Here is a 19324-nt window from a genome sequence, read left to right as displayed (position 1 = left end):
AACAACAGCCGAGGGTGTCGCTCCGCCGAGCACATGCCGATCACCAAAACCTTAGCTCCCTGCTACCGCGGAGTAACGTCTGGCCCATGCGTGACCTGGACAATTCAGCGTCGAATCCCGCCCTGTTCCCGCCGGACGCGAACGGGGACGCGATGGAGCTCCCGGTGAGCTCCGATCTGTCCGCGATGCGAGTGGAATACGGCGGCGCGCCGTTCGGCTCCGGCGAGGACATCGACCTGGACGAAACCTGGCTGGCAGGGGGCTGGGAGCCGCTGCTCCGGCACTGGATCGAGCAGGCCACCGCGGTCGGCATCGCCGAACCCAACGCGATGGTTCTCGCCACGGTGTCGCTCGTCGACGGCACGCCGCGACCGGTCGCCAGAACGGTGCTGTGTAAAGGACTCTCGCCGGAGGGTGTGACTTTTTACACGAATTACGACTCCGCCAAGGGCGCGCAACTGGCCGCGGTCCCGTTCGCCGCGGCGACGTTCCTATGGCCCGCGCTCGGCAGGCAGGTGCACCTGCGCGGACCGGTCGAGAAGTCCTCCGTCGAGCAGACCGAGGTGTACTGGCGCTCGCGTCCGCGCGACTCGCAGCTCGGCGCCTGGGCCTCGCAGCAGTCCCGCCCGATCGGCTCGCGGGCCGAGCTGGACCGCGCGCTGGCCGAGACCACCGCGCGCTTCGCCGACGTCGACGTGATCCCGGTGCCCCCGCACTGGGGCGGCTATCTGCTGCGTCCCGACGAGGTGGAGTTCTGGCAGGGCCGAAGGGGTCGGCTGCACAACCGGATCCGGGTGCGGGTCGCCGAGGGACGCATGCGCGTCGACCGGCTGCAACCGTGACAACAGATGAATCATGTGATGAATCTCGCGTCGTCTCGCCGACCGGGAACTCGCTAACCTCCGGCCGGTGAAGCTGCTCGCCGACACCACCCCGCTGCGCAACCCCGACTACCGCAGGCTGTGGACGACCAACATCGTCACCGTCATCGGGGCCCAGCTCTCGGTGGTCGCGGTGCCGCAGCAGATCTTCCAGATCACCGGCAGCTCCGGATATGTCGGCCTCGCCGGACTTTTCGGCCTGGTGCCGCTGATCGTGTTCGGGCTGTGGGGCGGCGCGCTCGCCGACGTCATGGACCGGCGCAAGCTGATGGTGATCACCACCGCGGGCACCGGCGTGACCGCCGTGCTGTTCTGGGCGCAGGCCGCGGCAGGGCTCGACAACGTCTGGGTGGTGCTGATCCTGTTCGCGCTGCAACAGGCGTTCTTCGCGGTGAACCAGCCGACCCGCAGCGCGGCCATCTCCCGCATCCTGCCGCCCGAGCAACTCGCCGCCGCGAGCTCGCTGAGCATGACCGTGCAGCAGGTCGGCGCCATCGCGGGGCCGGTGCTCGCCGGTGCGCTCATCCCGCTGATCGGGCTGTCCACTTTGTATCTCGTCGACGCCATCGCACTGCTCGTCACGCTGTGGGCGGTCTGGCGGCTGCCCGCGTTCCCGCCGACCGGCGACGCGCGCCGGGCCGGATTCCGCACGGTCCTGGATGGTTTCACCTACCTGGCCACTCAGCGCATTCTGCTCGCCTCGTTCCTCGTCGACGTCATCGCGATGGTGTTCGGCATGCCGCGGGCGCTGTTCCCGCAGATCGCGCACGAGACCTTCGGCGACCCGGCCACCGGCGGCGTCGCGCTCGGCCTGCTGTTCGCGGCCATGTCGGCGGGCGCGGTGCTCGGCGGCGTGTTCTCCGGCTGGATTCCGCGCCTCCGCCGCCAAGGGCTCGCCGTCGTCGTCTGCATCGCGCTGTGGGGCGTCGCGATGGTCGGCTTCGGGCTCGCGGTCGGGTTGGCCGGTCACCTGTTCGGTCTCGGCGTCTGGCTGTGGATCGCGGTGGCGTTCCTCGCCTTCGGCGGCGCGGTCGACATGGTCTCCGCCGCGCTGCGCACCACGATGTTGCTGACCGTCGCCACCGACGAGATGCGCGGCAGGCTGCAAGGCGTGTTCATCGTGGTGGTCGCGGGCGGCCCGCGGATCGGTGATGTTGCCCACGGTTTTGCCGCGGCGAGCCTGGGTACCGCGGTGGCCGCGGCGGGTGGCGGAGTTCTCGTGGTGATCGGGGTCCTGCTGGCCGCCTTGGCCTTCCCGGCTTTCGTTCGCTACCGGGTCGCCCGCGCGCACACCGAATCGCTGCCCGCCTGACCGACGAAACCTCACGTGACGACACGGCGTTTGTGAGGTCGTCAGGTGGGCACCCTCGTGGTCGGGCCGCGTGGACAGCGACTAGCGTCTAGGTAATCGCACCGCCGTGCCGACCGCACTCCGATGCCGACGGTCCTAGCCTGAGAGGGATCCTTCCGTGCCCGAGAACGACATCAACGACGCCAAACCGGTGCTGAGCTACCCGGGTGGCGAATACGCCATGACGATCACCGAAGCCTCCGAAGGCAACGACGGTGTCGACCTCGGCAAATTGCTGGCCAGCACCGGGTACGTCACATACGACCCCGGCTTCATGAACACCGCCCCGACCAAGTCGGCGATCACCTACATCGATGGCGAAGCGGGCATCCTGCGCTACCGCGGCTACCCGATCGACCAGCTGGCCGGTTCCTCGACCTTCATCGAGGTCAGCTACCTGCTCATCTACGGCGAGCTGCCGACCCAGGCCCAGCTCGACGAGTTCACCGACCGGATCCGCCGCCACACGCTGCTGCACGAGGATCTGAAGCGGTTCTTCGACGGCTTCCCGCGCAACGCGCACCCGATGCCGGTGCTCTCCTCCGCGGTCAACGCGCTGTCGGCCTACTACCAGGACTCGCTGGACCCGCGCGACCCCGAGCAGGTCGAGCTGTCCACCATCCGGCTGCTCGCCAAGCTGCCGACCATCGCGGCCTACTCGTACAAGAAGTCGGTCGGCCAGCCGTTCCTCTACCCGGACAACTCGCTGAGCCTGGTGGAGAACTTCCTGCGGATGACCTTCGGCTTCCCGGCCGAGCCCTACGAGGTCGACCCCGAAGTGGCCGCCGCGCTGGACATGTTGCTGATCCTGCACGCCGATCACGAGCAGAACTGTTCCACCTCGACGGTGCGCCTGGTCGGCTCCTCGGACGCCAACCTGTTCACTTCGGTGTCCGGCGGCATCAACGCGCTGTGGGGCCCGCTGCACGGCGGCGCCAACCAGGCCGTCCTGGAAATGCTCGACGACATCAAGGCTCAGGGCGGCAACGTCAAGGAGTTCATCCGCAAGGTCAAGGCCAAGGAAGACGGCGTGAAGCTCATGGGCTTCGGGCACCGCGTCTACCGCAACTACGACCCGCGCGCCTCCATCGCCAAGAAGCACGCCGACGCGATCCTGCGCAAGCTCGGCGGGGACGACGAACTCTTCGACATCGCGCAGGCGCTCGAAGAGGCCGCGCTGACCGACGACTACTTCATCTCGCGTCAGCTCTACCCGAACGTCGACTTCTACACCGGCGTCATCTACAAGGCCATGGGCTTCCCGACCCGCATGTTCACCGTGCTGTTCGCGATGGGCCGGCTGCCCGGCTGGATCGCGCACTGGCGCGAAATGCACAGCGAGCCGCTGAAGATCGGTCGTCCGCGCCAGATCTACACCGGTTACGGCGCGCGCGACTACCGCGAGATCACCAACCGCTGACAATCCAACCCACCTATCGAAGGGGATAGCCGAATGACCAAGCCGGTTGTCGAATTCCAAGCGGGCCCCGCGCCCACCGAGCTCGTGATCAAGGACCTCACCGTGGGCGAGGGCAAGGAAGCCGTGCCCGGTGGCACCGTCGAGGTGCACTACGTCGGAGTCGAATTCGACAGCGGCGAGGAATTCGACTCGTCGTGGAAGCGTGGCGAATCCATCAGCTTCCCGCTGCGCGGCCTGATCCAGGGCTGGCAGGACGGCATCCCCGGCATGAAGGTCGGCGGCCGCCGCCAGCTCACCATCCCGCCGGAGCTCGCCTACGGCCCGGCCGGCGCGGGTCACCATCTTTCCGGCAAGACCCTGGTCTTCGTGATCGACCTGATCGACGTCTTGTCGTAAGCGACGAAATCGTGGCCCGTACTCCCCGGAGTGCGGGCCACAGTCGTATCCGGCTCGAGTCGGTGGAACCAGAACGCGTTTCGATGCGTCGAAGAGGGTGTGGGCATTGTTCGGCGCCGTCGCTTCTCGGACGAGGGCGGCCGCCGCCTGCGCTCCGAGCCGCCGTCATCGGACCGACTCGCGGTGTGGGCGTTGGTTATAGTCGCCGGAAGACCTACGCGCGGAGGGGAAGCAGGGTGAGCATGCGAGCGATGGACAAGGCCGTGCTGATGGTGGGGGTGCTCGCCGCGGGAGTTGGGTTGGCGGGGTGTGGGGGGTCGACCGAGGGGGAGGCGCGGCCGAGTTCCGCGTCTACCAGCGCGACGACGGCGTCGGGGTTGGCGGTGGATGTGCCGCAGAGTTACAACCCGTGTACGGATGTGCCGGAGAGTGTTTTGAAGTCGGAGCGGTTGGTAAAAGGCGTCGCGGACAACAAGGCGAACGCGGATGGGCCTAACGGCACAAAGTGGCGAGGCTGCCGTTGGGTCGCCGGTGGCAGCGGCTACTCAGTCGCGATTCAGGCATCAAATCTCACCATTCCGTACGTTCGCGAGCACTACACGAATGGGGTGCAGGAGCTCACCGTCGCCGGTCGGCCAGCAATCGCTACACGACGCAACGAGACCCGTCCCAGCGAAGTTTGCAACGTCAACGTGGAGATCAAGGGCGGGTCCTTGGAATTCCAGTTGGACAACCCGCGGTCGAATCGCGACACCGGACACATCGATACATGTCAGTTGGGCTTGGCCCTAGCGGAGAAAGTAGTACCAACGCTACCTGCGGGTGCCTGACACGCGGGCAGAACCAAAGGGAGGGAACAGGATGGCGGAGGATACCGCGCCGCGGCCGATCGCAAATCTGATAACGGAAGCCAGAGAAGGACGACTCCAGCTCCGAATCGAGCCTGAGGATTTCGTCTATATCGACCGTGACTGTGAGCGATTCAAACGGTTGATTCGCACCATGCAGGGTGAGGCGGAAGCGATCTCGCAGATCGAAAAACAACAGTGGGGTATCGGCGCAGACAACGCGATTCTTACCTCAGCGCAAACCCTGGTCGACCGGTTCCGCACCAAGGGAAAAGGTTCCGACAACAGCATCCACGCGATCCTCGAGGACCACTTCCGGATCGTCGAGGACATCCAAACTCTCCACCGGGAGATCCGCCAGCGCTACGTGGACGCCGACGCCACCTTCGCGGCGCGCGTGAACAACCTCTTGGCCCAGCTCCCCGAGCAGCCGACCCCCATCGATCCCGCGCAGAGTCAGCCCGGTGTCGGTCAGCCCGAAGTACTTTCGCCACAGGGAACCGCGTCGTGAACGAGAACGAACCGGCCCGCATCACCGGTGGTGGCGAACTACCGAAGAAGTACAAGCACGTCGAAATCAGCGGCGCGTTCAACCCGCTCCAGCCGACCCTGGCGCACGGCATCGCGGACCGCTACAAAACCCTTGCCACGCAGTGGGAAGCGGGCGTCGAAGTCTTCTACTCGAGCATCAAGAAATCGATCGATGGCGCTTGGGATGGCAACGCCGCCGACAAGGCCCTGGACGCGATCAAGCGCTACACCAAGTCCGCGCAAGATCTGACCACTCCGCTCACCAACCTCGGCACTCGAGTAGGCGAAGCCGCCCAAGCCATCGCCGACACCAACAGCCGCCTCCCCGAACCTGTCGAGGAAAAGGCCTGGTGGCACAAGGATTCCTGGCCCTGGGTCGGCACCAATCGCGACGGTGTGATCGAGGACCGCCAAGAGGAAGCCCAGGCGGTGATGAAGGACTACTACGTCACGCCATTCGTCGGTCTCGACGGCAAGATCCCGGTCCTTCCGCAGCCGATCGATCCGACCAACCCGCTCGATATCTCGGCGCCCACCAAGAACGGCGACGGCAACGGCGATGGGAACGGCAACGGCAACGGCAATGGAAACGGGACGAACAAGGGCGTGAACCCAGGGGACGACCCGGCGACCACCGAGGACACCACGGACGACCCGGGCGCCGAGGACGAGCCGACCGACGAGTCGACCACCGACGACACCTCCACCGACCCGAGTTCCACGGACACCACGCCGAGTTCGACGACCCCGGCCGGTACCGACCCGACCAAGCCCGGCGCCAATCAGCCCACCGTGCCCGCGGGCACCAACCCCGCCGGAACACCGGGCGGCCCGGGCCCCGGCATCCCCGGCCCCGGACCCGGTACCGGGACGCCATCTCCTGGTCGCGGTATCCCCGGCGCCCCGGGCGCTCCCGGAACGAATCCGGCCGGAGCAGCGGCGGCGGCCACCACCCCCGGCCGCGGTATGGCCGGTATGCCCGGAATGGGTGGACTCGGCGCGCGCCCCGGCGGCAAGTCCGAGGACGACGGCGACCACAAGATCCCGGAGTACTTGATCACCATGGAGAACACCGAGGAGTTGCTCGGCGAGCTGCCGAAGACGTTGCCGGGCGGCGTGATCGGGGAGCATCCGCCCGAGTAGTAGTGACCCGCGTGGCCAACCGTCGCCGGGCGCGCACAGCCCCTGCGTGTGCGGCCAACCTTCGCGGCGCACGGCCCTCCGCGCCCGAACCTCGCGCACGATCGGCCCGCCACCCCTCGTCCCCGACCCCATGGTCGACCGCCAAGCTTCCGATCACTCGCACGAACGAACGGACCCGACAATGCCCGATTGGAACTGGGACCCAGAGGATTTCGCGGCGCTCTGGTACAGCGACGCCAACGACCGGTTCCCGCGCCCGCTCAAGTACCTCAGCCGTTTCGCCGTGCAGAACGATTTCGACCAGCACCGCCTTCGGGTGCGCGCGAGCTACTCCGGCGGCGAGCTCGAGGAGATCGAACTCGCCATGCACACGCTGTCCACCTCGGATATGCGCATCGAGATCCTGGGTGGCTCGCGCAAGCACAAGAACAGCACGGGTGACGTCAAGCAGTACCGAATCATCGGCGCCCGCAACCATTCTCACGCGGTGGTCGCGTTCCAGACCGTCCGCGCCGAGGAGAACGGTCCGATCCGGCTGCGCACCTGCGGTCCGGAATCGCTGGCCGTCCAAATCGTGAGAACACTTCCGCCCTGCCCGCCGGGCAAGCGGCCGCCCGCCACCTTCCACCCCGACGACTTGCGTCCGAACCGGGATACCTACCTGCGGGACAACGCCCGCAATACCCCGCGCGAGCAGTACCAGCGGCTGCTCGGACGGCCCGCCGACGGCGGCGGTTCGGCCGGGCTGCGCGTCGGCCCGCTGCACACCCGCCCGGAAGCGGAGGACACGGTGCAGTGGTACGACATCGCCGAGGACGGCCGCTACACGGAGATCCGCGCCCAGCACGTCAGCGTGCGACCGACCACGCCCGCCGACCTCGCGACCACGTTCGCGACCTGGCTCGACCGCGCCGCGCAACGACTGCGGGACGCCGAGGACGAGCAACTCGGCGCACCACGCCGGAACGGCTGGTAGGCATCCGGATCGGCTGACAAGCAAAGCGCGCCAGCCTCATTCGCGGACGATTTCCACCGGGTCGGTCAGAGCCAGCGCGATCGCGGACTGCTGGGTGGTGCTGCGGACGGGGAGCGCGTCCATGGCCTTGTTGGTCTGGGTGTTCAGGTTGGTCACGATCTGCTGGAGCTGGGTGACACCGCCGGTGAGCTGGCCGATCGCGTCGACCAGCTGCGCGCCGCCCTGCTCGGCGAGCTGGGGGAGGCCTTCGGCGAGTTTGGCGCCTTCGTTGAGCTGGGCGCTCGCGGATCGCAGACGACCGACAACGGTGCGCAGCAGGGCGCCGAGATCGGTGTTGGGGTCGACGGCGCCGCCGACCAGCAGGTCGAGGCCGTCCAGCTGGGACCCCGCCTGACCCGAAACGGCCCGCAGCGCTTCTAGTTTGCCGATGATGTCGGCCAGCGCCGGATCGTTGGCGAAGGGCAGCGCACGTAGCAGCGGCAGGATCTGGTCCAGGCCGGAGCTGACGGTGCCTGCCGTCTGCTGCACCTGCGCGATCGTGATGCCGGTCGAATCCAGCGCGTCGGCAAGCTGATTCGCCTGCACGGCCGCGCCGTCGACGGTGTCGTTGAGCATGGCGATGGCCGAAGTCAGCTGGGCGGAGCCTTCTTTCGCGAAATCCAGGAAGCCGAGCAGTTGGTCGGCGCCCGCGCTGAACTGGTCCGCGCCCGAGGCCGCGGCGTTCACGCCCGCGCCGAGCAGCTGGGCGGTGAACTGCACCCCGGTGAGCTGGCTGCGGGCTTGGGCGACGGCGGCGAGCGCCGCGTCTACCCCGGTCGCGCCGATGCGGTGCGTCACCGCCTGGATCGCCCCGTTCACCAGGTCGCCGTCGGCGTCGTCGTTGGCGGCGACGGTGACGATGGCGCGCTGCGGCACCGGACCGGCCAGCGTGCCCATGGACTCGGTGAGGTCGGCGGGCAGCGTGATGACGGCCGCGTAGTCGTCGGTGTTCGCCTCCCCCGGTTTCGCCATCGTCCACTCGTAGCCCGCGCCGTCTTGCTCGAGCGCCTGCACGATCCGCGCGCCCGTCGGTCCGGTGTCGGCGTTGACCAGGGCGATCCCCGACGGCGCTGAGCCCGAGCCCGCGCAGGCGGTGACACCACCCCCGATCGCTCCCGCGGTGACGATGCCAATGGCGAGCAAGCCCCAGCGGGCGCGATGTCCGATCACGATCACCGACCCTAAGGACCGCCGCTAACGGCCCCATTGGCGTTTCTCTGAGAGTTCGGTAAGGGCACGAGGACTTCCGTTGCGCGGGGCGCGTCCCTCGCGATGTGTGTCGCTCCTGGCACGAATACGCGCGGCCCGCGGCTCCGGCGGTATGCCGGGATCCGGCAGCGAATTCAGCGGGCGCGGGACCCGGTCGAGGGAGACTGATCCATACGGTGCCGCTCCGGCAAATCCAGGACCAACCGGGCGCCGCCCAGCGGGCTGTCTTGGAAATACGCCCGCCCCCCGTGCAATTGGGCCTGCTGAGCGACCAACGCGAGCCCTAGTCCGGAGCCGCCTTTGCTCGCTTGGCTACCCCGGTAGAACCGCTCGAAGACCGCGGCCCGCTCCTCGACCGGGATGCCGTGCCCGTTGTCGTCGACGGCGATCACGATGTGCCCGTGCGGTGTCCGGTGCGCCGAGACCAGCGCCTCGGTGGCACGGCCGTGCTTCACCGAGTTGGCCAGCGCGTTGTCCACCGCGAGGCGCAGACCCGCGGGCAGGCCGCGGGTCACCAATTCCGCGTCGGTCTCGATGCGCACGGTGAGGCCGGGGAAGTGGCGCATGGCGTCGTGCGCGGCTTGGTCGCACAGGTCGCCGACGTCGGTGTCCACGTGGTCGCGTTCGTTGGTGAGATCGCCGGTGGCGAGCCGCTCCAGCGCGGCGAGCGTGGTCTCCACCCGGCCTTGGCTGCGTTGCAGGTCGGCGAGGATCTCGGCGCGCTGCGCCTCGTCCAGGTCGAGGGTGCGCAACACCTCGAGGTCGGTGCGCATTGCCGTGAGCGGGGTGCGCAGTTCGTGCGCGGACACGGCGGCGAAATCGCGCGCGGTCTCCAGCGCGGCCGCGGTCTCCTCCTGCGCCTGGTCGACCCGCTGCAGCATGCGGTTCACCGCGTCGGCGAGTTTCTCGGCCTCGCGCATGCCTTTTCCGTCGACCGGGGCTTGCGGATTGTCGGGGTCGGGGAAGGCGCTGCGCGTGCCGACCTGATGGGTGAGGTCGACGATGGGGCGCACCGCGCGGCCCGCGAGCAACCAGCCGAGCGCGCCCGCCGCGGCCACCGCGAGCAGCGCGCCGCCCATCACCCAGCGCTGCTGCTCGGCGGTGGCACGGGCCGCTTCGTCGGCCGGAATACCAAGGGAGACAGTGCGATCCGGCGGCTGGTTCTCCGTCGTGGTGAGCACCCGGTACGGGACGCCGCCCACCGTGACGGTGCGCGATCCGGTGGCCAGGTCCGGTAGCTGGACCGGGCTGCTCGCCACCACGGACCCGCTGTCGCGCACCGTGATCGCCATGTCGTCGTTGAGCCCGGTCAACCCGAGCACACCCACCGCGATCACCGGGTCGAGCAGGACGAGGCGGGACGCGACCGAGAGTTGCTGATCGCTCTGTTGCAGGTTGGTGCGCTCGATCGCCTGCACGGTGATGGCGCTCAGCGCGGTCACGATGATGACGGCGCCGGCCGCTGCCGCACCCGCCACCCGGGTGCGCAGCGAAAAGGTCCTGCGCCCTTGTGTTTTCATGGCAGCTTCGGATTCATTTCGGCGCTCGCAGCACGAATCCGACGCCGCGGATGGTGTGCAGCAGCCGCGGAGTGTCGCCGATCTCCAGCTTGCGGCGCAGGTAGCCGACGAAGACGTCGACCACGTTGGTGTCGGCGGCGAAGTCGTAGCCCCACACCAGCTCCAGCAGACGTTCCCGGCTCAGCACCACGCCCGCGTTGCGCGCCAGCGTGGAAAGCAGCTCGAATTCCCGCTTGGTGAGCTCGATCTCGGTGCCGTGCAGCAGCGCGCGATAGCCGGCGACGTCGACCTCGAGCGGTCCGACGGTGATCGCACCGGGCGTTGCCGGGGCGGGCGCGTCGGTGCGGCGGCGCAGTAGCGCGCGGATGCGGGCCACCAGTTCGGCGAGCACGAACGGCTTCACCAGGTAGTCGTCGGCGCCGGATTCCAGGCCGGAGATCCGGTCGTCCACCGAGGCGCGGGCGCTGAGCACGCAGATCGGCACTTCGTTGCCCATGGCGCGCAGCGCGGTCACCACACCGGCGCCGTCCAGCACCGGCATGTTCATGTCCAGCACGATGGCGTCGGGAGCGTGCTCGCCGACGCTGCGCAGCGCCGCGGCGCCGTCCCGGGCGACCAGCACCCGGAAGCCGGACAGCCGCAGCCCGCGTTCGACAGAGGCGAGCACGTCCTCGTCGTCGTCGACAACGAGGACGGTCGGCGTCGAGGGGGTCACGTCGTTCATTCTGCCGTTCGCGGGTGCGGTCGTCGGTCAGGAGTCGATCAGTAGTTGTGGCAGGTCGCCGCGACGGACTCGATCGTCTGGCGCAGTCCGGCGGCGCGCGGATCGTTCTCCGCCTCGCGCGCGGCCTCCGGGTTCTCGGCGAGCAGGCGCTGGAACTCGGCGCGGCGTTGCTCGACCGGCTGGTCGAAACGGCGCTGCAATTCCGCCTTCTGGGTCGGGTTCGCGTCGAGCATCGCGGCCAGCTGCGGCGCCTGGTCGTGCAGGGCGGCGTCGACCTGGGCGAAGGTGCAGTCCGAGTTCAGCAGCGGACCGGCGAGTTCCGTCGGGTCTGCGGACGCGACGGCCGGGGAGAGCAGCACGGCCACCGTGGCCATGCTGCCCGCGGCCAGTGCGGCGAGACCGGTGCGGCGACGGAAAGAGTGCATCGGGAATGCCTCCAGTTCTTCGAGGGATAGAAGCGCATCCGACGCTATTGCGAAGCGCTGGCACGGGTGTGAACGATCCCTGAGAAAGCTCTGAGGGGTGTTGCGCCGGGACGGCACGATGCGATGCGTCGCGGACGGGCACGACGGGATGCGTCTGGACGGCACAGCGCGACGGGTCCGGACAGCACAGCGCGATTCGTCAGGACGGCGCGACGGGATCGGAGTCCGGCACGGTCGCGTCGCCGTTGTCCGCCGCCGCGTTCGCCTCCTCGTCGGCTCGCGTGGTGATGATCTGATCCTCCAGCGCCGCGAGCACGGCGGGGTCCTCGATGGTGGAGGGCATGTCGTAGGTGTCGCCCGCCGTGATCTGCCGGATGGTCTTGCGCAGGATCTTGCCCGACCGGGTCTTCGGCAGCCCCGCCACGATCACCGCGTCGTGCAGCGTGGCGATCGCGCCGATCTGCTCGCGCACCCGCTCGACCAGTTCCTCGCGCAACCGGGTCGGGTCGACCTCGACGCCTTCCTTGAGCACGACGTAGGCGATCGGGCGCTGACCCTTGAGCTCGTCGGGCAGGCCGATCACCGCGCACTCGGCCACCGCCTCGTGCCCGGAGATGGCGGCTTCGATGCTGCCCGCGGACAGCCGGTGCCCGGCCATGTTGATCACGTCGTCGCTGCGGCCGAGGACGTAGAGGTAGCCGTCCTCGTCGAAGTAGCCGGAGTCGCCGGTCAGGTAGTGACCGGGGAAGGCCGACATGTAGGACCGGATGAACCGCGGCTCGTCCTGCCACAGCCCGGTCAGCGTGCCGGGCGGCATCGGAAGCCCGATCACGATGTTGCCTTCGGTGCCGACGGGGACCGGATTGCCCTCGGCGTCCAGCACTCGAAGGCGGTAGCCGGGCACCGGAACCGAGGCCGAGCCGGGTTTGATCGGCAGTTCCTGCAAGCCGAGCAGGTTGGCGCAGATCGGCCAGCCGGTCTCGGTCTGCCACCAGTGGTCGACGACTGGGCAGTCGGGCCGGTCGGCGAGCAGCGTCTCGGTGGCCCACTCGTAGGTGGCCGGGTCGAGCCGCTCGCCCGCGCAGAACAGCGCGCGCAGCGAGGACAGGTCGTAGTTGCGTGCCAGCTTCGCCGTGGCGTCGGCCTTGCGGATGGCGCGCAGCGCGGTCGGCGCGGTGAACAGTGCGCGCACGCCGTATTCGGCGATGACACGCCAGTAGGCGCCCGCGTCGGGAGTGCCGATCGGCTTGCCCTCGTAGAGCAGCGTCGTCGCGCCGACGAGCAGCGGCGCGTAGACGATGTAGGAGTGGCCGACCACCCAGCCGACGTCGGATGCGGCCCACATCACCTGGCCGGGGCCGACGTCGTAGATGTTGCGCATCGACCAGGCCAGCGCGACCGCGTGCCCGCCGTTGTCGCGCACCACGCCCTTCGGCTTCCCGGTGGTGCCCGAGGTGTACAGGATGTAGAGCGGATCGGTGGCCGCGACCGGCACCGGGTCGGCGGGTTCCGCGTCGCGCACCGCGTCTTCCCAGTCCAGCCATTGCGCCGCGACGGTCGCCGCCGAACTCGGCAGCGTCTCGGTGGCGTCCTGCGGCGCGGCGAAGGTGATCGGGGTGAACTGATCGGGGCGCTGCTTGACGATCACGTGCCGCGGCGCGGTGGTCTCGGCGATGTCGAGCGCCTGCAGGACGATCGGCGGGTATTCGATCTTGCGGCCGGGCTCGATGCCGCCGGAGGCGGTGATGACGAGCACAGGTTGGGCGTCATCGATGCGCGCGGCGAGCTCCGGCGCGGCGAAGCCGCCGAACACCACCGAGTGCACCGCGCCGATCCGCGCGCAGGCGAGCATCGCGATCACGGCTTCCGGGATCATCGGCAGGTAGATGACCACGCGATCGCCCTTGCGGACGCCGAGTCTGGTCATCGCGCCCGCGAAGGTCGCCACCTCGGCGAGCAGTTCGGCGTAGCTGAAAACGACCTTGGCACCGGTCATAGCGGAGTCGTATATTAGGGCGGGCTGATCGGCCAGACCTCCCTCGTCCGCGGTGCCACCGCGCACATGGCGGTCGAGTGCATTGAAGGAGGTATTGAGGCTCGCATCGGGAAACCACCTGGCCACAGGGCGGGCGGTGGTGTCGACGATCTGGCCGGGGGACACCTCCCAGTCGATCGATTCGGCCGCTTCGGCCCAGAACACGGCGGGATCGACAAGGCTGGTCTGATAGACCGGTCGGTAGTCGTGCTTCGCGTGTCCCCGGCCACCGCCCCCCACCGAATCACCCTGTGATGCTGTGCTCAAACCCGTGACTCCCTAGCTTGCCTCGATGCCCGCCTCGATAGATCTGCATGATTGTGGCAGACTTCACGCGACGCCCGGGTGGGTGCCGCGACCTCTGGTTTTGCCTGGAACGGGCAGGTCAAGGCCCGTAGCTATACTCGATGTCACCCAAGCTGTTATTGATCCGTTAGAATCTGATGTCACTTATTTGGGCCGTCGTAGACGCAATTTCTCGGCCAGCCGCAGTTCTCGGCCAGCTCCACCCGTCGAGCCAGCATGCGATTGTGGAGGTTCGCTGATGGCGCGTGGATGGGGCCAGTTTGGAAAGTGAGTGGGAGATGCGTGACGCCGCTAGGTCCGGCAAGAAGCGCTGGGCGCTCGGCAATTGGGACCTGCGCTGGAAGGTTACGGCGGTTTTGGCCGTGCCGCTGGCGGTCGCGGTGGGGCTCGGCGTGTCGAGGATTACCTCGGAGTTCACCGAAGCGAACCGCTTGGAAGGGGTCGCCTCGAACATCGAGGCGATCCCGGCCGTCACCGGCTTGAGTGCGAACTCGGCCACGGTGGCGGGTTCGCAGATGGTCTCGCTGTTGCCAGGCCAGAGCGTGGTGACCGACCAGAACCTCAGCGACCTCGACAAGGCGATCAGTGCTGCGCAGAGCGCGGTGAGCAAGCTGTCGGGTCAGCCGAAGGCCGAGTCCGCGCTGCAGAACATGATCACCGAGGCCAAGGCGATCCTGTCCAGAGGCAAGGCCGCCGCCGACCCGGCGGAGGCGCTGGGCGGGATCGACCGGATCCGTAACGACAGCGTGAGCATCGTGGAGAGCACGGTCTCGCAGGTCTCGGACCCGGCGCTGGACGCGGCGAAGCTGCGTCTGGTCGACTCGCTCAACACCCGAGCCACCCTGGTCAGCGAGCTGGCCGCGTTCAACGACGTGCTGCACAGCACCGAGTCGGGCATCCAGTCCTTCCTGATCGCGGCGAACTCCGAGCGCCAGCTGCTCAACGTGCTCGCGCACCGCTTCCCCGACGGCGACGCCTCGATCGCGGATCTGCGCGCGGGCATCGACAACCGCGTCTCGCTGCTGAACAGCCCGGAGGCGCAGGCGGGCAAGATCCCGATCGGTGAGTTGAAGAACTCCCTGACCGGCAGCGTCGACGTCTACGAGCTCGTGGTCGCCAAGGCGACCAAGGACATCGACAGCGCGATGGACTCGCTGGCCGCCACGGCCAACCGGGACGCGTGGAGCTACACCGCGATCGTCATCGCGACCATCCTCGCGGCGCTGTTGCTCGCGGTGTTCGTCGCGCGCTCGATGATCGTGCCGCTGCACCGCCTTCGCCTCGCCGCGCTGCGCGTCGCCGAGAGCGATCTGCCGCACGAGGTCGCCCAGCTGCGTAACGGCGCGAAGCCGGAGGACGTGCCGCTGGAGCCGATGCCGGTGCGAAGCACCGAGGAAATCGGCCAGCTGGCCCGCGCCGTCGACGACATCCACGGCCAGGCGCTGCGCCTCGCGAGCGACCAGGCGCAGATGCGTCGCCAGGTGAACGATATGTTCGAGACCCTGGCCAGACGCTCCAAGTCGCTGGTCGACCATCAGCTCAGCCTCATCGAGGCGATGGAGTACGACGAGAAGGACCCCCGCCTGTTGGAGAACCTCTTCCGGCTGGACCACCTCGCCGCCCGTATGCGCCGTAACGGCGACAACCTGCTGATTCTGGCGGGCACCAAGCAGCGCCGCGGCAAGTCCGCGCCCGTCGAGATCGCCGACGTCCTGCGCGCCGCGATCTCCGAGGTCGAGGACTACGAGCGAGTCAAGCTCGGCGCCACGCCGCGCGGCTCGCTCAAGGAACCGGCCGCCTCCGACCTCGCGCACCTGTTCGCCGAGCTCTTGGACAACGCGCTGCGGGCCTCGCCGCCCGAGACCGACGTGAAGTTCACCTTCGCGCAGGCGCACGACCAGGGCATGCTCATCGAGGTCGCCGACCGCGGCATCGGTATGCCGCCGTCGGAGATGGCCGAGATCAACAAGAAGCTCGAGCAGACCGCCGAGCCGGGTCCCGACACCGCGCGGCACATGGGTCTGTTCGTGGTCGGCCGCCTGGCCGAGCGCCACGGCCTGACCGTGCGACTGCGCCCGACCTTCGACACCGCGCGCGATCCCGGCGTGACCGTGACCGTGCACGTGCCGGTGGGACTGATCGTCGCAGGGCAGACGATCACGGCGCAGCCCGTGACGCCGACGCCCTCGCCCGCCGCGCCGCAGCGCCAGTCGTCGCAGTCGTCGATGCAGATGCGTTCGATCACCCGTACGCCAGGCGGCAACATGATGGTCACCGTCGATCCCGGCGTGAGCGGACCGATCCCGGCCGCGACGCCCGCCGACCCGAGCGGCGACGCGGGACTTCCGCAGCGGCAGCCGGGCAACTCGATGGCGACCGGATTGCGCCAGGACTCGGCCCAGTCGAGTCCGACCCTGCGCCCACAGCCCGGCCAGGCACCGAGCGGCCCGCAGCGCGGCAAGCTCGCCGCGGCGAGCCTGCCCAAGCGCAGCCTAGGCCCGGGCGGCCCGCAGCGGCCGCCCACGCCGCCGACCGGCACCAACGCGAACACCGGCAGCGGGTCGCTGCCGCAGCGCGAGACGCCGAACTCCGGCGATCTCCCGCAGCGTCAGGCCGGCGCCAACGGTGCGCCGAAGCCGAGCGCGACGGGTCTGCCGCAGCGCCAGCCGGGCACGAACGGTGCGCCCGCACGGGATGCTTCGTCGAGCCTGGCGCCGCGTGATTCCGGTGCCGTCAAACCGCCGCAGCGGGATGCCGCGCCCGGTGGCTTGCCGCAGCGTGAGTCCGCCTCGGGCGGTCTGCCGCCGCGCGATCAGGCCGCGGGTGGCCTGCCGCAGCGCCAGCCCGGCGCCAACGGGATGCCGCCGCGTCAGTCCCCGGGTCTGCCGCAGCGCGAGAGCGCCTCGAACGGTCTGTCGCAGCGCGACGCGGCACCGAACGGTTTGCCGCAGCGGGAGCCCGGTACGAACGGTGCGCCGTCGCGCGATTCGGCAACGGGTCGGCCGCAACGCGATCCGTTCGCCGGTCTGTCGCAGCGTGAGTCCGCCTCCGGTGGTCTGCCGCAGCGTGATTCGGCCGCGGGTGGCTTGCCGCAGCGTGATTCGGCCGCGGGTGGCTTGCCGCAGCGTGATTCGGCCGCGGGTGGCTTGCCGCAGCGTGATTCGGCCGCGGGTGGTCTGCCGCAGCGTGATTCGGCCGCGGGTGGTCTCCCGCAGCGTGAGTCCGCCTCGAATGGCCTCCCGCAGCGTGATTCGGCCGCTGGTGGCTTGCCGCAGCGTGATTTCGCTTCCGGTGGTCTGCCGCAGCGCGATCCCGCCGCGAACCGTCTGTCGCAGCGTCCGCAGACCGGCAACGGACTGCCCCTGCGCGAACCGGGCGCCAGTGGCGCTCCGCGCCGGGAACAGGCGCCTGGTGGTCTGTCGCAGCGGCCCGCCGCGTCGACCGGCCTGCCGCAGCGCGAGGCGCCGAGCGGTCTGCCGCAGCGTCCGTCGGCCGCGCCGTCGCCCGGCGGTCTGCCGCAGCGCGATCCCGGCGCGACGGTGATGCCGCAGCGCGAGGTGCCGCCGGGAGTCGGCCTGCCGCAACGGGAACGCACCGTGCAGCCCGCCGCGACCAGCTCGGACCAGAAAGAAGCCGAGTCGAGCACGCCGCAGGGCGGTCGCGATCCCGGCAAGCACAGCTACAAATCCAACCCGTCCAAGACGGCGTCGTTCTTCCAGACTCGCCTGCAGCCCGCGGTCGAGACCGGGTCGCCGATGGACAGCCCGATCTTCGCCGAGATGATGTCGGCGTGGCTGGCCGATCCGAACCCGGATCGGTCCCAGATCGCGGCCTCCTTCGAGTCGCCGGGCGACGAGGGTTGGCAGGCCGCACGACGGGCCAGTGAGGCGCAAGCCGAAACAAAAACGGCTGCGGGCTTGCCTCAACGCAATCCGGGCGGGAGGCTGGTCCCCGGCGCCGTCAGCGGCTCCGCGGATCGAGCGCCTAGCCGAGATCCGGAATCGATCAGGTCCAGCTTGAGCCGTCACCAGCAGGGCGTCCGGGATGGCCGTGCGATGAGAGAAATGAACCTAACCGGAGACAAAGGAGACCGATGAACCCCGATCTAGGTGGTACGAATCGTCAGCTGGATTGGCTGGTTTCGAACTTCGCCAACGAGGTTCCTGGCGTAGCTCATGCCGTACTGGTCTCGGCTGACGGCCTACTCATGGCCGCGAGTGCCCAGCTGCCCGTCGACCGCGCTGAACAGCTCTCGGCGGTCACCGCCGGCCTCGCCAGCCTTTCCGTCGGCGTCTCGAACCTGTTCGAGGGCGGTACGGTGCTGCAGTCGGTCGTCGAGATGGAACACGGATACCTACTGCTGATGGCGGTGGGCGACGGCTCCTATCTCGCGGTACTGACCAACACGTCCTGCGACATCGGACAGGTCGGATACGAGATGGCTCTGTTGGTCGAGCGTGTTGGCCAGACTGTGCAGGCCACGCCACGCGTCACGATGGGTTCCTGATGGTGGGATGGACATAGAAGATCACCGCGTGGGGAGCGCCGAGCCGAGCCTCGTTCGCCCATACTCGTTGACCGCGGGCCGTACCAGGCCCACGGTCGAGTTGGCGTTGGAGGCGCTCGTCGCATCGCATCCGGTCGCCCTGGAGCGGCAGTTCGAACTGACCAACATCGAAACGTCAATCGTGGAGTTGTGCAGAGAATCGCCGTCCGTTGCCGAAGTAGCGGCTCGACTGGGAATTCCGATAGGTGTGGCACGAGTACTCGTTGCCGACCTGATCGAGGCCGGTCATGTACGCGTTTCCGCGACTTTGAAAGACGATTCCAGCGACGATGAACGTCGCGAGCTGATCGAAAGGGTTCTCAGTGGACTCCGGCGTATTTGATTCGACGGCACAGGTCGATACCCGCACCAGCAAGCCCACGTCGGCGAAGATCGTGGTCGCTGGTGGCTTCGGTGTCGGCAAGACCACGTTGGTCGGTGCTGTCTCGGAGATCGTTCCGCTGCGTACCGAGGCATTGGTGACCAATGCCAGTACCGGAATCGATAACCTGACCGGCATTCCGATGAAGTCCACCACCACGGTGGCCATGGACTTCGGCCGGATCAGCCTCGCGGACGATCTGGTGCTCTATCTGTTCGGTACGCCGGGCCAGTACCGGTTCTGGTTCATGTGGGACGACCTGATCCGCGGCGCCATCGGCGCCGTGGTCCTCGTCGACACCCGCAGGCTGGAGGACAGCTTCGCGGCCGTCGACTACTTCGAAGCGCGCAACCTACCGTTCCTGGTGGCGCTCAACGAGTTCGACGACGCACCGCGATACCCGATCGAGGACATCCGTCAGGCACTCGCGGTGCCCGCGGATGTGCCGATCCTGTCCATCGACGCGCGTCGGCGCGAGCCCGCCAAGCAGGCGCTGGTGTCGCTCACCGAATACGCCCTGCGCAAGGTGATGCAGGGCTACTGATCGCGGGGGCGGCCGCGGCTCACCGCGGCTGTCTCTCACCGACCGTTC

Annotated in this window: 17 protein-coding genes; 12 read left to right on the top strand and 5 right to left on the bottom strand. The window is 68.6% G+C overall.

The window, feature by feature from the left end; all coding sequences use genetic code 11:
- Positions 1 to 152: 152 nt before the first annotated feature.
- From pdxH to ABZV58_RS12520, 8 genes are all read left to right on the top strand, one after another.
- Positions 153 to 842 carry a pyridoxamine 5'-phosphate oxidase gene (gene pdxH, locus ABZV58_RS12555; protein ID WP_355000546.1) on the top strand — a complete coding sequence of 230 codons (690 nt, stop codon included), beginning with the start codon at positions 153 to 155 and terminating at the stop codon, positions 840 to 842.
- Positions 843 to 909: 67 nt separating this feature from the next.
- Positions 910 to 2193 (top strand): MFS transporter, encoded by a 1284-nt coding sequence (locus tag ABZV58_RS12550; protein WP_355000245.1) that lies wholly within the window; start codon positions 910 to 912, stop codon positions 2191 to 2193.
- Positions 2194 to 2350: 157 nt separating this feature from the next.
- Entirely contained in the window at positions 2351 to 3652 is a 1302-nt protein-coding gene (locus ABZV58_RS12545) for a citrate synthase (protein ID WP_355000244.1), read from the top strand.
- 33 nt (positions 3653 to 3685) lie between these two features.
- Entirely contained in the window at positions 3686 to 4048 is a 363-nt protein-coding gene (locus ABZV58_RS12540; RefSeq protein WP_355000243.1) for an FKBP-type peptidyl-prolyl cis-trans isomerase, read from the top strand.
- Between the two features lie 251 nt (positions 4049 to 4299).
- On the top strand, positions 4300 to 4878 hold the full coding sequence (locus tag ABZV58_RS12535; protein WP_355000242.1) for a DUF3558 domain-containing protein: 579 nt from the start codon (positions 4300 to 4302) through the stop codon (positions 4876 to 4878).
- Between the two features lie 31 nt (positions 4879 to 4909).
- On the top strand, positions 4910 to 5407 hold the full coding sequence (locus ABZV58_RS12530; RefSeq protein WP_355000241.1) for a hypothetical protein: 498 nt from the start codon (positions 4910 to 4912) through the stop codon (positions 5405 to 5407).
- Positions 5404 to 6570 (top strand): WXG100 family type VII secretion target, encoded by a 1167-nt coding sequence (locus tag ABZV58_RS12525; RefSeq protein WP_355000240.1) that lies wholly within the window; start codon positions 5404 to 5406, stop codon positions 6568 to 6570. Before ABZV58_RS12530 ends, ABZV58_RS12525 begins: the two co-directional genes overlap by 4 nt.
- A gap of 181 nt (positions 6571 to 6751) precedes the next feature.
- Positions 6752 to 7546 carry an ESX secretion-associated protein EspG gene (locus ABZV58_RS12520; RefSeq protein ID WP_355000239.1) on the top strand — a complete coding sequence of 265 codons (795 nt, stop codon included), beginning with the start codon at positions 6752 to 6754 and terminating at the stop codon, positions 7544 to 7546.
- Between the two features lie 36 nt (positions 7547 to 7582).
- On the opposite strand, the gene ABZV58_RS12515 is transcribed toward ABZV58_RS12520, so the two are convergent.
- From ABZV58_RS12515 to ABZV58_RS12495, 5 genes are all read right to left on the bottom strand, one after another.
- Positions 7583 to 8755: a hypothetical protein gene (locus tag ABZV58_RS12515; RefSeq protein WP_355000238.1), complete on the bottom strand. Its 1173-nt coding sequence runs from the start codon at positions 8753 to 8755 to the stop codon at positions 7583 to 7585.
- Between the two features lie 173 nt (positions 8756 to 8928).
- On the bottom strand, positions 8929 to 10314 hold the full coding sequence (locus tag ABZV58_RS12510) for a HAMP domain-containing sensor histidine kinase (RefSeq protein ID WP_355000237.1): 1386 nt from the start codon (positions 10312 to 10314) through the stop codon (positions 8929 to 8931).
- Between the two features lie 13 nt (positions 10315 to 10327).
- Positions 10328 to 11038 (bottom strand): response regulator transcription factor, encoded by a 711-nt coding sequence (locus ABZV58_RS12505; RefSeq protein ID WP_355000236.1) that lies wholly within the window; start codon positions 11036 to 11038, stop codon positions 10328 to 10330.
- A 38-nt stretch (positions 11039 to 11076) separates the two neighbouring features.
- The gene (locus tag ABZV58_RS12500) at positions 11077 to 11463 is read right to left on the bottom strand and encodes a hemophore-related protein (protein ID WP_355000235.1); all 387 of its coding nucleotides are present in this window, start codon (positions 11461 to 11463) and stop codon (positions 11077 to 11079) included.
- A gap of 199 nt (positions 11464 to 11662) precedes the next feature.
- Positions 11663 to 13738 (bottom strand): AMP-binding protein, encoded by a 2076-nt coding sequence (locus tag ABZV58_RS12495; RefSeq protein WP_355000545.1) that lies wholly within the window; start codon positions 13736 to 13738, stop codon positions 11663 to 11665.
- A gap of 344 nt (positions 13739 to 14082) precedes the next feature.
- Here ABZV58_RS12495 and ABZV58_RS12490 point away from each other — a divergent pair, with 344 nt between their 5' ends.
- Genes ABZV58_RS12490 through ABZV58_RS12475 form a run of 4 tightly spaced genes read left to right on the top strand, consistent with a single transcriptional unit; the run spans position 14083 to position 19276 of the window.
- Positions 14083 to 17901 carry an ATP-binding protein gene (locus ABZV58_RS12490; protein WP_355000234.1) on the top strand — a complete coding sequence of 1273 codons (3819 nt, stop codon included), beginning with the start codon at positions 14083 to 14085 and terminating at the stop codon, positions 17899 to 17901.
- Positions 17898 to 18311 (top strand): roadblock/LC7 domain-containing protein, encoded by a 414-nt coding sequence (locus tag ABZV58_RS12485; RefSeq protein WP_011207200.1) that lies wholly within the window; start codon positions 17898 to 17900, stop codon positions 18309 to 18311. Before ABZV58_RS12490 ends, ABZV58_RS12485 begins: the two co-directional genes overlap by 4 nt.
- Positions 18312 to 18318: 7 nt before the next feature.
- Positions 18319 to 18693 (top strand): DUF742 domain-containing protein, encoded by a 375-nt coding sequence (locus ABZV58_RS12480; protein WP_067785475.1) that lies wholly within the window; start codon positions 18319 to 18321, stop codon positions 18691 to 18693.
- On the top strand, positions 18674 to 19276 hold the full coding sequence (locus ABZV58_RS12475) for an ATP/GTP-binding protein (protein WP_174414979.1): 603 nt from the start codon (positions 18674 to 18676) through the stop codon (positions 19274 to 19276). The genes ABZV58_RS12480 and ABZV58_RS12475 overlap by 20 nt, the downstream gene beginning before the upstream one ends.
- Positions 19277 to 19324 lie beyond the last annotated feature (48 nt).

The organism is Nocardia sp. NPDC004654 (genome assembly GCF_040609595.1).
Classification (GTDB): domain Bacteria; phylum Actinomycetota; class Actinomycetes; order Mycobacteriales; family Mycobacteriaceae; genus Nocardia.
This window is presented reverse-complemented; position numbering and strand designations above follow the sequence as displayed.

What these genes read in the sequence shown, in the direction of transcription:
- ABZV58_RS12485 (WP_011207200.1), top strand. Translation starts at nt 17,898, where the DNA reads ATGAACCCCGATCTAGGTGGTACGAATCGTCAGCTGGATTGGCTGGTT.
- ABZV58_RS12540 (WP_355000243.1), top strand. Translation starts at nt 3,686, where the DNA reads ATGACCAAGCCGGTTGTCGAATTCCAAGCGGGCCCCGCGCCCACCGAG.
- ABZV58_RS12510 (WP_355000237.1), bottom strand. Translation starts at nt 10,314, where the DNA reads ATGAAAACACAAGGGCGCAGGACCTTTTCGCTGCGCACCCGGGTGGCG.
- ABZV58_RS12500 (WP_355000235.1), bottom strand. Translation starts at nt 11,463, where the DNA reads ATGCACTCTTTCCGTCGCCGCACCGGTCTCGCCGCACTGGCCGCGGGC.
- pdxH (WP_355000546.1), top strand. Translation starts at nt 153, where the DNA reads ATGGAGCTCCCGGTGAGCTCCGATCTGTCCGCGATGCGAGTGGAATAC.
- ABZV58_RS12530 (WP_355000241.1), top strand. Translation starts at nt 4,910, where the DNA reads ATGGCGGAGGATACCGCGCCGCGGCCGATCGCAAATCTGATAACGGAA.
- ABZV58_RS12490 (WP_355000234.1), top strand. Translation starts at nt 14,083, where the DNA reads ATGCGTGACGCCGCTAGGTCCGGCAAGAAGCGCTGGGCGCTCGGCAAT.
- ABZV58_RS12520 (WP_355000239.1), top strand. Translation starts at nt 6,752, where the DNA reads ATGCCCGATTGGAACTGGGACCCAGAGGATTTCGCGGCGCTCTGGTAC.
- ABZV58_RS12505 (WP_355000236.1), bottom strand. Translation starts at nt 11,038, where the DNA reads ATGAACGACGTGACCCCCTCGACGCCGACCGTCCTCGTTGTCGACGAC.
- ABZV58_RS12480 (WP_067785475.1), top strand. Translation starts at nt 18,319, where the DNA reads ATGGACATAGAAGATCACCGCGTGGGGAGCGCCGAGCCGAGCCTCGTT.
- ABZV58_RS12535 (WP_355000242.1), top strand. Translation starts at nt 4,300, where the DNA reads ATGGACAAGGCCGTGCTGATGGTGGGGGTGCTCGCCGCGGGAGTTGGG.